This is a genomic window from Actinomadura kijaniata, from assembly GCF_014138665.1.
Classification (GTDB): domain Bacteria; phylum Actinomycetota; class Actinomycetes; order Streptosporangiales; family Streptosporangiaceae; genus Spirillospora; species Spirillospora kijaniata.
Window position 1 is genome coordinate 125318 of the sequence record NZ_JACJIA010000004.1, and the last position, 13855, is coordinate 139172.

At 72.2% G+C, this 13855-nt stretch carries 12 protein-coding genes; 7 read left to right on the top strand and 5 right to left on the bottom strand.

Annotation, left to right across the window (positions count from 1 at the left end; genetic code table 11):
* Positions 1 to 116 precede the first annotated feature (116 nt).
* Positions 117 to 734: a PadR family transcriptional regulator gene (locus tag HNR61_RS16620; protein ID WP_182844074.1), complete on the top strand. Its 618-nt coding sequence runs from the start codon at positions 117 to 119 to the stop codon at positions 732 to 734.
* An 87-nt stretch (positions 735 to 821) separates the two neighbouring features.
* On the opposite strand, the gene HNR61_RS16625 is transcribed toward HNR61_RS16620, so the two are convergent.
* The gene (locus HNR61_RS16625; protein WP_182844075.1) at positions 822 to 1532 is read right to left on the bottom strand and encodes a TetR/AcrR family transcriptional regulator; all 711 of its coding nucleotides are present in this window, start codon (positions 1530 to 1532) and stop codon (positions 822 to 824) included.
* A gap of 129 nt (positions 1533 to 1661) precedes the next feature.
* On the opposite strand from HNR61_RS16625, the gene HNR61_RS16630 reads away from it, so the two are divergent.
* Together HNR61_RS16630 and HNR61_RS16635 are read left to right on the top strand one after the other, a co-directional pair.
* On the top strand, positions 1662 to 3149 hold the full coding sequence (locus HNR61_RS16630) for an APC family permease (RefSeq protein WP_182844076.1): 1488 nt from the start codon (positions 1662 to 1664) through the stop codon (positions 3147 to 3149).
* The gene (locus HNR61_RS16635; RefSeq protein WP_182844077.1) at positions 3146 to 4786 is read left to right on the top strand and encodes an amidohydrolase; all 1641 of its coding nucleotides are present in this window, start codon (positions 3146 to 3148) and stop codon (positions 4784 to 4786) included. The genes HNR61_RS16630 and HNR61_RS16635 overlap by 4 nt, the downstream gene beginning before the upstream one ends.
* Here the strand turns inward: HNR61_RS16635 and HNR61_RS49190 are convergent.
* On the bottom strand, positions 4765 to 5748 hold the full coding sequence (locus HNR61_RS49190) for an acyl-CoA dehydrogenase family protein (RefSeq protein ID WP_182844078.1): 984 nt from the start codon (positions 5746 to 5748) through the stop codon (positions 4765 to 4767). The two genes, HNR61_RS16635 and HNR61_RS49190, sit on opposite strands and share 22 nt — an antisense overlap.
* A complete protein-coding gene (locus tag HNR61_RS16645; RefSeq protein ID WP_182844079.1) occupies positions 5745 to 6875 on the bottom strand; it encodes an acyl-CoA dehydrogenase family protein in 1131 nt (376 codons plus the stop codon). The genes HNR61_RS49190 and HNR61_RS16645 overlap by 4 nt, the downstream gene beginning before the upstream one ends.
* Positions 6876 to 7316: 441 nt before the next feature.
* On the opposite strand from HNR61_RS16645, the gene HNR61_RS16650 reads away from it, so the two are divergent.
* Complete coding sequence (locus HNR61_RS16650) at positions 7317 to 7721, top strand: hypothetical protein (protein WP_182844080.1); 405 nt, start codon at positions 7317 to 7319, stop codon at positions 7719 to 7721.
* A 3-nt stretch (positions 7722 to 7724) separates the two neighbouring features.
* Here the strand turns inward: HNR61_RS16650 and HNR61_RS16655 are convergent, their stop codons facing one another.
* The gene (locus HNR61_RS16655; protein ID WP_182844081.1) at positions 7725 to 8291 is read right to left on the bottom strand and encodes a thioredoxin family protein; all 567 of its coding nucleotides are present in this window, start codon (positions 8289 to 8291) and stop codon (positions 7725 to 7727) included.
* A gap of 44 nt (positions 8292 to 8335) precedes the next feature.
* Between HNR61_RS16655 and HNR61_RS16660 the strand changes: the two genes are divergently transcribed.
* The 3 genes from HNR61_RS16660 (at position 8336) to HNR61_RS16670 (ending at position 13272) form a co-directional block, all read left to right on the top strand.
* Positions 8336 to 8734, top strand: a complete 399-nt coding sequence (locus HNR61_RS16660; protein ID WP_220509446.1) for a nuclear transport factor 2 family protein — start codon at positions 8336 to 8338, stop codon at positions 8732 to 8734.
* Positions 8735 to 8990: 256 nt separating this feature from the next.
* Positions 8991 to 10721: a hypothetical protein gene (locus tag HNR61_RS16665; protein WP_182844082.1), complete on the top strand. Its 1731-nt coding sequence runs from the start codon at positions 8991 to 8993 to the stop codon at positions 10719 to 10721.
* A gap of 490 nt (positions 10722 to 11211) precedes the next feature.
* Entirely contained in the window at positions 11212 to 13272 is a 2061-nt protein-coding gene (locus HNR61_RS16670) for a DUF6571 family protein (protein ID WP_182844083.1), read from the top strand.
* Here the strand turns inward: HNR61_RS16670 and HNR61_RS16675 are convergent, their stop codons facing one another.
* Positions 13273 to 13758 (bottom strand): hypothetical protein, encoded by a 486-nt coding sequence (locus HNR61_RS16675; protein WP_182844084.1) that lies wholly within the window; start codon positions 13756 to 13758, stop codon positions 13273 to 13275.
* Between the last annotated feature and the right edge of the window lie 97 nt (positions 13759 to 13855).

Sequence of the window (13855 nt, forward strand, 5' to 3'; positions counted from 1 at the left end):
CCTCGGTCGGGTCGGCCTGCTGTGTATTCCAATTTGGAACATCTCGTCCGTCCGATCAAGCACTTGCTAGGTTTTTTGGGGCCGTCCCGCGCCGGGCCGATCGTTACGCTGGAGCCATGCCGACCCCGCCGCGTCCCGTTCCCGAGCCCGAACCCGACGCCGCCGACGCCGACGCGCGGGACGTCCGCCTCCCCGCGACCGCCTGGGCCGTGCTGGGGATCCTGTCGTTCGGCGAGGAGCTGACCGGCTACGAGGTGCGGCAGTGGTCCGACCACATCCTGCGGTTCTTCTACTGGAGCCCCGCGATGAGCCAGATCTACTCCGAGCTGAAGCGCCTGGAGAAGGTCGGGTACGCCGCCTCCCGCGAGCTGACCGCCGAGGACGGCCGCTCCCGCCGCGTCTACGGCATCACCGGCACCGGCCGGGCGGCGCTGGCCGCGTGGGTCGGGGAGTCGCCGGTCGAACCGCCCGTCCTCAAGCACGGCCCGATGCTGCGGGTGTGGCTCGGCCACCTCACCGACCCCGACCGCCTCCGCGCGGTCGTCGTCCGGCACCGCGACGACTGCGACCGGCTGCTGAAGGAGGCCGAGCACTCCCGCGGCACCGCCGCGCGGGTCCCCGGCTGGAGCTACCCCGAGCTGGTCGCCCGCTGGGCCGCCCGCCACTACGCCGCCGAACGCGACCTCGCCGACCGGCTCCTGGCCGACCTGGACGAGCTGGCCTCCCGCCGCTGACCGCCGCGAACGCCTTCACGCGCGGCCCGCCCCCGGCACACCGCGTGCGTCTCCCGGAGGACTCCGCCGTGCTCCCGCGGCGCCGTTTCAGCGGGGGAGCCGCGCGGCGATCCCGTCCAGCAGGAGTTCGAGGGCGGCGGGGTAGGCGCTGCGGGTCATCGTCTCGGCCAGCGCGTCCGCGCACGCCGTGATGTTCGGGTACCGGTCGGCGGGCAGCCTGGCGTAGGTGGCGTGCCAGGCCCGCTGGTCGGCCTCGGCGGACGGGTGCGGGAGCGCGAACGCGGCGGCGTCCAGCACCGCGTAACCCAGGCTCAGGTCGATGAAGCTGTGGTAGTGCCGCGCCGCCTCCCGCGGCGGGAACCCCGCCGACAGCAGGACGCCCAGCCCGGTCTCCACGGCGCGGACCTCGTTGGGACGCCGGGTCACCCGCGACGCCGACAGCGCCGCCGCCTGCGGGTGGGCCAGGTAGGTCGCGTGGATGCGGTGGCCGATGTCGCGCAGGCTGGCGCGCCAGTCCGCCGACGGCTCGAAGTCGGCCAGGCTGCGGCGGATCAGCTCGTCGGCGACGGCCAGCACCAGGTCGTCGGCGTTGCGGAAGTACCGGTACAGCGACGACGGATCGGCGCCCAGCGCGGCGCCGAGCCGCCGCACGCTGAGCGCCTCGGTCCCGTGCTGACCGAGCAGCCGGATCGCCGTCGCCACGATCAGCTCGTGGGACAGCACCGTTCCGGACTTGGTGGGGCGGCGCCGCCGCCGGGTGCCGATCACCCGTGCGGGCTCGCGCGGAGGCTGGGACATGAGGGGATCCTTCGGTCGCCGGGCACCGCGAGCTTATGACAACACCATTGACGTGTGAAGCGGGCCACTGTTCCATACCGCTCACCCCCTCGCCGTGTCCCGCCCCCTCGTTCACGGAGCCGCCGCCCCATGGAAGAGCCCACCACCGGACCCCCGCCCGCCGAGCTGCGCCGTTCGCTGGGCGTCGTCGACGGCGTCGTCATCGCCGCCTCCAACACCGCCGCGACCACCACCATCGGCGTCGGCCTCGGCCTGCTGGCCGCCTACGTCGGGCGGCAGACGCCCGTGCTGCTGGTGCTGGCGTTCCTGCCGATCCTCGGCATCGCCGGGGCCTACGCCCGCCTCAACCGCTCCGAACCCAACTGCGGCAACGGCTACGCGTGGGTCGGCCGCACCCTGGGCCCGTGGCCCGGCCTGCTGGCGGGCTGGATCCCGCTGGCCGGCTCGGTCATCTTCCTCGCCTACACCACCTCCCTCACCGGCTCGGTGCTGATGCAGACCGCCGGGAAGCTGGGCGTGACGTCCCTGTTCGGCTGGGACCTCGACCCCAACTCCACCGGGCAGAGCACGGCGATCGGCCTGGCGGTGCTGGCGGCGGTGACCTGGACGGCGGTCACCGGCATCACCAAGGCCGCCCGCTTCCAGGCCGGGCTGCTGGTCTTCGAGTACGTGGTGCTGCTGCTGTTCTGCGGCTGGGGCCTGGCGGTCGGGGACCAGCCGTTCTCGTGGGAGTGGCTGAACCCGTTCGCCGTGGGCTCGCTGTCGGGGCTGGCCCAGGGGCTGGTGCTGGCGGTGTTCTGCTACTGGGGATGGGACGCCGCCTTCAGCGTCACCGAGGAGACGCGCGGCCCCGGCGACGCGGCGCGCGGCGGCCTCATCGCGCTGTGGACCGTGCTCGGGCTGTTCCTGCTGGGGGCGTTCGCGTTCCAGCGGGTCATGCCCGCCGAGGAGATGGCCGCCAACGGGGCCCAGGGCCTGGCCCACTACTCCGCCCAACTGGCCGGCGAGCCCCTGGCCACCCTCCCGCTGGTCGCGCTGCTGTTCTCGGTGCTGGCCTCCCTCCAGGCCGGGGTGATCCCCACCGCCCGCATCGCCCTGGCCATGAGCCGCGACCGCACCCTCGGCCCGGTCTGGTCGAAGGTCAGCGTCCGCTACGGCACCCCGGCCGCCGGCACCGTCCTGGTCTCCCTGGTCGCCGCCGCCATCGCCCTGCTGACCCTGGCGATCCCCAAGCTCAACGAGGCCATCCTCGCCCTGGTCAACGCGATCGGCATGCTGGTCGCCCTCTACTACGGCCTGACCGCCCTCACCTGCGCCGTGCGGTTCCGCGACCAGGTGCGCGCCGGACCGGGCCCCGCCCTGCGCGCGGTGGTCGCGCCCGCCGCGTCCGGGCTGGCGCTGCTCACCCTGGGCGGCTACCTGGTCCACCACTACGCGACGATGAGCGACGGTTTCGCGGTCAGCGCCGCCAACGGCTGGTTCAACCTGGTCTGCCCCGGCGCGGTCCTGGTCCTGGGCCTGCTGGTCGGCGCGGTGGCCAGATGGCGCCGCCGCTCTCCCTACTTCGACCGCCCGCGCGGCAGAGTGTTCCCACGACGAAAGGAAGTCTCCGCATGACCGACGCCGACCTGCTGTTCACGGGCGGCCCGATCCTCACCATGGACGCGGCCCGGACCTGGGCCAGCGCCCTTGCGGTCCGCGACGGGAGGATCGTCGCGGTGGGCCACCGGGAGGTCCACGACCTGCGCGGCCCGCGCACCGAGGTGGTGGACCTGCGCGGACGCCTGCTGCTGCCCGGCTTCCAGGACGCCCACATCCACGCCGTCATGGGCGGGGTGGAGCTCGGCCAGTGCGACCTGACCGGCACCACCGACCCCCGCGAGTACCTGCGCCGCGTCGCCGCCCACGCCGCCGCCCACCCCGACCGGGAGTGGATCGTCGGGGGCGGCTGGTCCATGGAGAGCTTCGACGGCGGCGTCCCCACCCGCGCCCTGCTCGACGAGATCGTCCCGGACCGCCCGGTCTACCTGGTCAACCGCGACCACCACGGCGCGTGGGCCAACACCCGCGCCCTGGAGATCGCCGGGATCACCGCCGCGACCCCCGACCCCGACGACGGCCGCATCGAACGCGACGCCGACGGCGTTCCCGGCGGCGCCCTCCAGGAGGGGGCGATGGCGCTGGTCGCCGCGCACCTTCCCCCCACCACCGCCGAGGAGAGGCTGGCGGGCCTGCTGCGCGCCCAGGACCTGCTGCACAGCCTGGGCATCACGGCCTGGCAGGACGCGATGCTCGCCGGGACCGACGGCTACCCCGACCCCTCCGGCGCCTACCTGACCGCCGCCCGCGACGGCCTGCTCACCGCCACCGTCATCGGCGCGCTCTGGTGGGCCCGCGGCCGGGGCGCCGAACAGATCGACGACCTCCTGGACCGCCGCGAACGCCTCACCACCGGCCGCCTCCGCTGCTCCACCGTCAAGATCATGCAGGACGGCGTGGCGGAGAACTTCACCGCCGCCATGACCAGCCCCTACCTGGACGCCTGCGGCTGCGCCACCGCCAACAGCGGCATCAGCTTCGTCGACCCCGAGGCGCTCAAGGGCTACGTCACGGCCCTGGACGCGCTCGACTTCCAGGTCCACTTCCACGCGCTGGGCGACCGCGCCGTCCGCGAGGCGCTGAACGCCGTGCAGGCCGCCCGCGCCGCCAACGGCCGGCGCGACACCCGCCCCCACCTGGCCCACCTCCAGGTGGTGCACCCCGACGACGTCCCCCGCTTCCGCGCGCTGGGGGCGACCGCCAACATCCAGCCGCTGTGGGCCGCCCACGAGCCGCAGATGGACGAGCTGACGATCCCGTTCCTGGGCCCCGAACGCGCCGCGTGGCAGTACCCGTTCGGCGACCTGCTGCGTTCCGGCGCGGTCCTGGCCGCCGGAAGCGACTGGCCGGTGAGCAGCCCCGATCCCCTGGAGGGAATCCACGTGGCGGTGAACCGCGTGGCCCCGGGAGCGGACGAGAAGCCGTTCCTCCCCGACCAGGCCCTGGACCTGACGACGGCCCTGGCGGCCTACACGGCGGGAAGCGCCTACGTGAATCACCTGGACGACACCGGGACCCTGGCCCCCGGCAACAAGGCCGACCTGGTCGTCCTGGACCGCGACCCCTACGAGAACCCGCCCGAGGCGATATCCGAAACCCGGGTGGCCATGACCTACACCTCCGGAACCCGGGTCTACGCCTCTCCCGACGCCTGACCGGCTTTGGGTTGCAGCAGGGCCATCAGGCGGGCTTTGTGGTCTGACGGGGAACCCCAGGCCGTGTACAGGGCCCTGGCTTTCCGGATCCACAGGCTGGGGTCGTATTCGGCCGTGTAGGCGATCGCGCCGTGGACCTGGAGGGCGACTCTCGCCGCCGTGTAGGACGCTTCGGAGGCCGCCGCCTTCGCGGCCGACACGTCGCGGGGGAAGTCGTCGGTGCCGTAGGAAAGGGCGGCGGCGTGGACCAGGGGGCGGGCGAACTCCAGTTCCACCAGAGCGTTGGCCAGGTGGTGCTTGACCGCCTGGAACTCGCCGATCGGGCGGCCGAACTGGTGGCGGGTCTTCGCGTAGTCCACCGACACCTCCAGGAGGCGGCGGCCCACGCCCATCTGCTGGGCGGCGCAGGCCAGGGCGCCCAGGTCGAGGGCGCTTTCGGTGGCCCTTCCCAGGGGACGCGTGGCGGTCACCCGGAACAGGCGGCGGGCCGGGTCCAGGGAGGGGCGGGCCTCTCCGGCGGGCTCGGCCCGGTGGAGTCCGCCGTTCTCCACGGTCAGGACCAGGTCGGCCGCGTCGGCGTCCAGCGCGTACGGGCGCGCGACCGTGGCCATGGCCTCGCCCGCGGCCATGCGGGGGAGCCAGGTGGCCGCCGCGTCCCCGCCCACCGACGCCAGCAGGGCCGCCGCCGCGACGGTCTCCGCCACCGGGCCCGGCACCGCGTGGCGGCCCAGCTCGTGCGCGGCCGTCACCAGCTCGACGGGGAGGACGCCCGCGCCGTCGTGCTCCTCGGGGACGGCGAGGGCGAACACCCCCGCTTCCGCCAGGGAACGCCAGACGCGGCGGCCCGGCCCGTGGTCCCCCGCCGACCAGGCGCGGATCGCGGTGGGCGTGTCGGACCGGTCCAGCAGCTTGTGCAGGCTCTCGGCGAACAGCAGGTGCTCGCCGTCCAGGACGAACTTCACCGCGACCCCCTCGGCAGGCCGAGCACGCGCTCGGCGATCACGTTGCGCTGGATCTCGTTGGTGCCCGCGTAGATCGGCCCGGCCAGGGAGAACACATAGCCCTCCAGCCACTCGGACTCCAGCTCGCCGTCCGCGCCGAGCAGGTCCAGGGCCGTCTCGTGCAGGGCGATGTCGAACTCCGACCAGAACACCTTGTTCACGCTCGACTCCGCGCCGACGTCGTCGGTACGGGAGACCGTCTCGAAGCCCTTGAGCCGGTAGGCGCGGGCCCTGATCCACGCGTCGGCCACGCGGTCGCGCAGCGCGGTGTCGGACGGGTCGGCCCGCTCGCGCCACAGGTCGAGGAGGCGGCCCGCGGCCGCGGTGTACCGGCCGGGGGAGCGCAGCGTCAGCCCGCGTTCGTTCCCGGCGGTGCTCATCGCCACCCGCCAGCCGTCGTCCGGCGCGCCGATCACGTCGGCGTCGGGCACGAACACGTCGTCCAGGAACAGCTCCGCGAACGCCGGCCTGCCGTCCAGCCGCCCGATCGGGCGGACCGTCACGCCGTCGGCGTCCAGCGGGAACATCAGGTACGTCAGCCCCCGGTGCCGCCGGGACCCGGGGTCGGAGCGGAACAGCCCGAAGCCCCGGTCGGCGAACGCCGCCCGCGAGCTCCACGTCTTCTGCCCGTTCAGCCGCCAGCCGCCGTCCACGCGGGTCGCCGTCGCCCGCAGCGCCGCCAGGTCGCTGCCGGCGCCCGGCTCCGACCACGCCTGCGCCCAGATGACCTCCCCGGACGCCATCGGCGGCAGGATCCGGGCGAGCTGTTCGGGGGTGCCGTGCTCGAAGAGGGTGGGGGCGAGCAGGTTGATGCCGTTCTGGCTGACCCGGCCGGGGGCGCCCGCCGCGTAGTACTCCTCCTCGAAGATCAGCCATTCGAGGGGGGAGGCGTCCCGGCCGCCGTACCCGGCGGGCCAGGACACGACCGACAGACGGGCCGCGCCGAGGGCGCGCTCCCACTCGCGGTGCGCGGCGAAGCCCTCCTCGGTCTCCAGCGACGGCAGCGGCTCGGGCGGAACGTGCGCCCGCAGCCAGTCGCGCACCTCGGCGCGGAACGCGTCGTGCCCGGGGGAGAAATCAAGATCCATCGGCGGCCGCCTTCATCGGTCGGGGGTCGCGTCGGGCCAGGGGGCCGGCGGCCCGGCGGACCGCCGCGCGCGGCGCGCACCCCACTTTGTTCTAACAACTGTTTGGTAGATTAAAGCACGCGCTCCGGCCCGGAAACGGGGCGCCGGGCTGGACGCGACGTTCCCTCGCCGGGTCCTGGAAGGGGATGAAGGCACCTGGCCGTCACCGTCCGCGACCTGATCCTGATCGGTGACAGGGGCGCGACCGGCTGGGGGAGCCGGGCGGGCCGTTCCCGCCGAGGATGTTATTTCTCCTGGTGAACGGGGAAAAGCGAAGGTATGTCCGCCGCTGCGGGAAGCGGTCCGGCAACGGTAAGGAGTGGGTCAAGCCGCTCGCGCGCCCGCCGCCGGATGCTCACGATGGGTGACGGACTCCCCGGTGGGTTTCTGAGAGGACGCGGCGTGCCCAAGACCTGGATGATCGCGGAATACCTACGTCCCGTCGCGCAGTGGCGGATCGACCGTGCCGAGCCGCGCGACGAGGGCCGCAACGCCCGCGCCGCGATCGGCCTGCTCGACGCGGCCGCCTACCTGGCCGCCCTCGACGACGGGGACCCGGCCGTCGCGCGGCTCGCCGTGGCCGGATGCTTCACCGTCGACGGGTTCGACCCCGGACCCGAGGGCGAGGCCATCGTCCGCGACTGGCACTACGAGAGCGTCGCGGGCGGCCCCGCCGACCTCCTGGCCGCCCTCGCCGACGCCGCCGAGCGCGCCCGCGCGTCCGGCGCCGCGCCCGCCGGGGGACGGCTCGCCGCGCGCTCGGGAGCCGGACGCGGCCCGAGCCTGCCGCGCCCCCGCGTCGGATGACCCTCAGCCCGGCTCGTTGCCCGGCTTCCACTTGATGCCGCACCCGAGGCTCGGGGTGTGCGGCTCGGGCACCTTCTCGCCCGCCAGCACCAGGTCCAGCGCCGCGCGCAGCGACGAGCCGTCGGAGGGTGCCTCGTTGCCCGGCCGCGCCCGGTCGAACTCGCCCCGGTAGGCCAGCCGCCGCTCGGCGTCGTAGAGGAACAGGTCCGGGGTGCAGGCCGCCTTGTAGGCGTGCGCGACCTCCTGCGAGGCGTCCACCAGGTAGGGGAACTCGAACCCGGAGCGTTCGGCCTGCTCCCTCAGGTGGGGGACGTCGTCGTCGGGATAGCGCTCCACGTCGTTGCTGCAGATCGCGACGGTGGACAGGCCGCGCTGGCGGTACTCGGCGGTCACGACGCCGAGCGCGCGTTCGACGCGGCGCACGTAGGGACAGTGGTTGGACAGGAACGCCACCAGCAGCGCGGGCGTTCCGGCCAGGTCGTCCATCGAGACCAGCGTTCCGTCCAGCGACGGCAGCGTGAAACCCGGAGCGGAGGACCCCAGCGGGACCATGAACGAGGAGATCGCCATGCCCCCATTCTCACCCTCGTGCAGCCGACCATGCGCTTGGTAGGGTGACGCGACCGGTCGCGTGGAAGGGCAGGTGGAACGTGCCGTCCCAGGAGCACATGAAACGGGTGCTGCAGAGCTACGTCGACGGCTTCAACGCGGGCGACGCCGCCGCGGTGGCCACCCTGTTCGCCGACGACGCCGTCATCGAGGACCCGGTCGGCACCCCCGCGATCAAGGGGCGGGAGGCCATTGACGAGTTCTACGCCAACGCCGTCTCCGCCGGGAGCAGGCTCACCCTCGACGCCCCGATCCGCGGCTCGCACGGCGACCGCGCGGCGATGGCGTTCACCGTCGAGGTCACCGGCCTGCGGATCCGCGTGATCGACGCGATGACCTTCGACGGGCAGGGGAGGATCGCCCGGATGGAGGCGTTCTGGGGGCCCGACGACATCGAGCGGTGATGGCCGGTAACGGACGGCTCACCGCTTCCCCGGCCCCGCCCGCGCCCCGGCCCTAGGATGCCGGAAACGCCGCTCGAAGGATTCCCCCGGGGAAGTCGCCATCAACAGGCCGTACCAGTCCATCCTGCGTGATCCCGGCCCCGGCCAGGGGGAACGGCTGCGCCGCGCGTTCACCGCCGCACTGGCCGCGCGCGGCCTGCCGCCGCTCCCCGGCGGCCCCGACGTCGAGGAGACCCACGACGGCGGCGCCGTCACGGTGCGGGTCCGCCCCGGCTGCGGCCGCCTCCAGTTCGACGACGGCGCGCTGCGCACCCGCGTCACCTACGGCGAGACCGGCGCGGGCCCGGGCGGCTGGGCCGTGGTGACCGTCGAGCGGCACAACGGCGCGGCCGAGGCGTTCGCGCCCGCGTTCCTGCCCGACTACCTGCGCACCAGCCGGATCACCGACGGCGGCGTCCACCTGCCGCACACCGCCACCGAACTCGACGAGGACACCGTCGGCTACTTCCTGCCCGACCTCACCGAACGCCGCCGCAGCGTCCCGCTGGTCGCCGTCGCGGCCACCCCGCAGGAACCGGGCGCGGCCCGCGCCCGCGCCGAGGGACTCGCCCGCGCGGTCGCCGGGGCCGCCGCCGTCGTGTGGTTCGCCGACCTGGCCGCCCAGGACCGCTTCAACGCCGAGGTGGGCGACGACCTGGCCGTCTACGGCGGCGGCGTGCGCACCTACCTGCCCGGCCTGAGCCTGGAGCACGAGAGCTACCCCAGCCGCCACCGCGTGATGGGCGGCGCGACCCTCCGCCGGCGCGGCGCCCGCGCGCTCGACATCGTCGCGGGCCACGTCCTCGGCCAGACCGCGCCGCGCCGCCTGCCCGACGACGTCCGCGCGGCCCACCGCATGGTCGGCCGCATCCTCGCCGGACTCGAACCCCCCGAGGCCCTCGCCGGCGTCACCGCCGCCCCCGTCCCCACCGAACAGGACCGCGAACGGCTGCGCCGGGCCCTGCTGGCGATGGTCCCGGCCCCGCGCCCCACCCCGGCCCGCCCCGCGGAGAACGGCCGCCCCGCCGCCGAGCCGCCGGAGCGGCCGCCCGCCCCGGCGCTCGACCCCGACGCACTCGCCGACGCCGTCGCGTCCACCGTCGCCGACCGCCTCCGCGACGAGATCATGGCCGCGCTGGAGCTGGCCGCCGCCCGCGACCGCCCCGCCGCCCGCGACGAGCTGCTCCGCCAGATGCGCACGATGAACACCCACATCGGCAGCCTGAGCAAGGCCCTGGACGAGGCCCACAGCATCAACCGCCAGGCCGAGACCGAGTCCGACCGCCTGGAGGACCAGCTCGAACGCCTCCGCGAGGCCAACGGCGTCCTCGAACTCGAACTGGAGGAGGCCGCCCGCGAGGCCCGCCACCTCACCGAACGCGTCCGCCGCCTGGAGGCCCGCCTCGCCGAGACCCGCCAGGACTTCCCCAACCCCGCCGGGCTCTTCGAACCCACCCACCTGGTCGACGCCCTCTACCACGCGCGGGAGACGCTGCCGTTCATCGAGATCGGCGACACGTTCGACACCGCCTCCGCCCTCGACCTCGGCTACCCCGGCCAGTGCGCGCGGTGGGCGGCCAAGGCGTGGGACGCGTTCCAGGCGCTGAACGACTTCGCCGCCGCCCGCTCCTCCGGCGCGTTCCACGGCGGCTTCTACGACTGGTGCCGCGACGACACCGGAGGCCGCCGCGTCATCCCGACCACGGTGGTGTCGCTGCGCGAGTCCACCACCGTCACGACCCGCGACAAACTGGCCCGCCCCCGCGTCTTCCCGGTCCCCACCTCGGTGAACCCGAAGGGCCGCCAGTACATGCCCGCCCACATCAAACTCCGCCGCGTGGGAAGCCCGGCTCCCCGCATCCACTTCCACGACGACTCGGCCGGAACCACAGGCAAGGTCTGGATCGGCTACGTAGGCGACCACCTCCCCAACACCCGGACGAACTAGACCGTCCCAAAAGCCCTGGCCTACGGCGCTCGCCCTGAGGGCTCGCGCCTCACCAGGGCTTGGCGAGCGCGACATCGCTTCGCGATCTGACCCGCGGGCCCTCGCCTGCGGCTTCGGACCCGCGAGTCAGGGAGCGCGCTCGCGTGCGTGGCCGAGGCCAACTGTGAAACAGACCCTGCACCCTATGGCCGCCGAGCCCCTGCGGGCCTGTCGCGCATCCCAGTCGTTGGACGGTCGCGGTCACCGGGACCCGCTGGTCACCGGCCCGGCGGACCGCGCCCGCACCAACGGCGATCACGGCCTGGCCGAAGCCACGTGCCGGATCTTGCGCCATGGCGTCCCGGCCAACGTTCCTGGGCAAGTACGCCTCCGGTCCGTACCGGTACCTCGCGGACCCATCGGACAAGGCATGGATCGAGCGGTCTCGATGTCGTTGCGGTGTGTCACGTCTTATTGACGCTGAGTTGACGGCGTGGGTTATCTGTGGCGGGTGAGTGCGCCGTTCCCCGCTGGATTCAGCGGTATCGACCCGGCCCTGATGGGCGAGATGATCGAGGAGATGCGGCGCGGCCGGGCCGACATCACCGGAACGGTCGCGCCTTACCGCGCCAGGCTGGCCGCTCTCGGCGTGGACACCGCCCCCCTCACCGAGATCGACCGGGTCTGCGGCTGGCTCGACGCGCAGCTGCCCATGCTGACCCGCCGCCGCGACCTGGCCATCGCCCTGGACGACAACTCCGAACCCGGCCTCGCGCCCATCGACGAATCGCTGGTCCTCACCCCCGCCGAGGCCCGCCGCCAAGGGAACGCGCTGGCCGCGCGTCTCCAGGGACTTCACCCGGAGGACGGCGTCCACCACGAGATCCTCAACGAACTGGGACTGCATCGCTTCGATCCCGACTACACCGCCGCGTTCTTCGCGAGGCTCGGCGGAGAGGGGACGCGGCGGCTGCCGGGACTCGTCGAGGAGCACGCCCGGCTCGCCCACGTCGACCGCCAGCTACGGGAGGTGGGGGAGGCGTTCGCCGGCGCGGTGTCGGGAGGGAGGGGCGTTCCGGGGTTCGGCGCGGTGGCGGACGCGATGTTCGCCCGCGACCTGCCCACCGCCGAACGGCAGGGCGTGGCGGCGTTGGCCTCCCACGGCACATACCCGCCGAGGTGGCTTGCCGCCCTCACCCGGCAGCACGCACTGGACCCGCTGTACCGGCAGTACACCGCGAACCCGGACATGCGCGCCGCCGACCTGAACACGACGGACTGGCAGACGGTGCGCGGGATGCTCCAGGCGTTGGGCAACAACCCGGTGGCGTCGCGGCTGGCGTTCCAGGGGGTGGCCGACGCCCACCCGAGCCTTCCGGTGAACCCGACGGCCCTCGTCGACCGGCTCCCCGCCCCCGAGAAACGCACCCCTGACCTCGCCGGCGTCCTGACGGCTTACACGCGCCTGGCCGCGTTCGACTCACAGACGGCCGAACAACTGGGCAGGGCGTTGGCGGCGGGCAGCGGGGCCGACGACGAGAAGGACGGGCGGCACAGCCAGGCGGCGGCGCGGTTCGCGTTCACGGTGATGACGACGATCCCCGAGGCCGCCGACGCGATCCCCGAACCGATGCGCCTGCCGATGTCCCGCATAGCGGCGTCCTACGTCACCGAAATCACCGAAGGCGCCAACATCGACGACCGCCACCAGGACACCGCCTTCGGCAAGGTGAAGTCCTACACGCCCGGCCTGAAGCCCCTGTTCAGCCTCAGCCCGGAGGACACCTACGAGTTCCTGAAGACGTTCGCCGACTCGCCCGAGCACATGCGGCCGTTCGAACAGGGCATGGGGGCACTCACCCGACGCCTGGGAGCCGAGGGCATCCGCATCGAAACGGCCAAGAAGAACGGCGCGATCCACCACGACACCCCGGGCCTGGAACGGGTGATGCAAGCGCTCGGCTACGTCGCGGGCCTCCAGTCCCAAGCCCAGAAAACAGTGCAGGGCGAGCTGGACGAGCAGGACGCCCTACGCCGCGAGCAGTTGCGTCAGCTGGCCGATGTGGGCTTCGACCTCGGCACCATCTTCGTTCCGATGGCGCCGATGGCCGACGAGATGGTCTGGGGCATGCTCACCAAGGTCTCCGGCTCCGAACTCGACCGCCTCAAGGACAACGCCGACGAGAACACCCGCCTCAAACGCCTGGAGGACAGGGAACTCCAGACGTCCCTGGGCCTCCAACACGCGATGGTGCAACGCCTGATCAGGCGCGGCTACCCGATGGAGGTCACCCCCTGGGAAGCCGAACACCCGCACCCGGGCCACCTGTTCTACAACAACGCCACAGGCCACCTGCTCCCGTACAAGGAGATCACCGGCGACCCCAAACTACTGGACAACTACATCTCCTGGCTCAACGCCAACGGCCGCGGCGGTGACGACGAGGCAGCCTTTGGGCAGATCGCAGTTAATGCCACTGGAAATTTCAGGGGGATGTGGGCTCAGGCAGCAGATTATGCATCGCTCTTGGAGCGAGAGCAGGAAAAAGGTAAGGGGGGTAGAAAAAACTGATCATGCTGGACGCAGGCAGTCAGTATAGCCCTGAATAGTCACCTTCCTCTCGGTGGTGACTATAATGGTTATATTGGTGCGCGTTTCGGGATTGTGCATTGTCTTCTCCGGCTTACCCCCTTCAAAGTGGGTAAGTTTGTACTTGGCAACTTGGGTAATAAGGCGGCCATATAGTGAATTCGTCAGATCAACCGCAGTCAGGCTTGGATCGTCCTTCTTTGGATCGTTCTTGTCTCCAGTAATGCCATAGGTTCGCTTTACGCGACCCTTAGTGCATTTGATATCTCTGTTGCCTGGATCGGTCACTTTGAGGTGGCGGATATTCCCAACTCCCATGCCGGCCAGATTGTCAATGTGATATTTCAGCTTCTGTTCCGCCTCGGTGACCGTTGGTTCACGAGAAGCTGCTTGTTGGCAAGAGGAGGCGGTCAAGGCAAAAAGAAAGGCAAATGCACTTTTTGCTCGCCTTTCGCTATTTCTGGACATTCTGCTCCTCCGGAAAAGAGTATTTACTCGTTGGAGTGCCGAGTGGGTGGTCGACCTTAGAATGCCTCTGATCGCTTCGTCTCGCTACTGCTCTTGA

Bases quoted from the DNA above. Each gene is read 5' to 3' on its own strand.
- HNR61_RS16620 (WP_182844074.1), top strand. From the start codon at position 117: ATGCCGACCCCGCCGCGTCCCGTTCCCGAGCCCGAACCCGACGCCGCC.
- HNR61_RS16625 (WP_182844075.1), bottom strand. From the start codon at position 1,532: ATGTCCCAGCCTCCGCGCGAGCCCGCACGGGTGATCGGCACCCGGCGG.
- HNR61_RS16630 (WP_182844076.1), top strand. From the start codon at position 1,662: ATGGAAGAGCCCACCACCGGACCCCCGCCCGCCGAGCTGCGCCGTTCG.
- HNR61_RS16635 (WP_182844077.1), top strand. From the start codon at position 3,146: ATGACCGACGCCGACCTGCTGTTCACGGGCGGCCCGATCCTCACCATG.
- HNR61_RS16645 (WP_182844079.1), bottom strand. From the start codon at position 6,875: ATGGATCTTGATTTCTCCCCCGGGCACGACGCGTTCCGCGCCGAGGTG.
- HNR61_RS16655 (WP_182844081.1), bottom strand. From the start codon at position 8,291: ATGGCGATCTCCTCGTTCATGGTCCCGCTGGGGTCCTCCGCTCCGGGT.
- HNR61_RS16675 (WP_182844084.1), bottom strand. From the start codon at position 13,758: ATGTCCAGAAATAGCGAAAGGCGAGCAAAAAGTGCATTTGCCTTTCTT.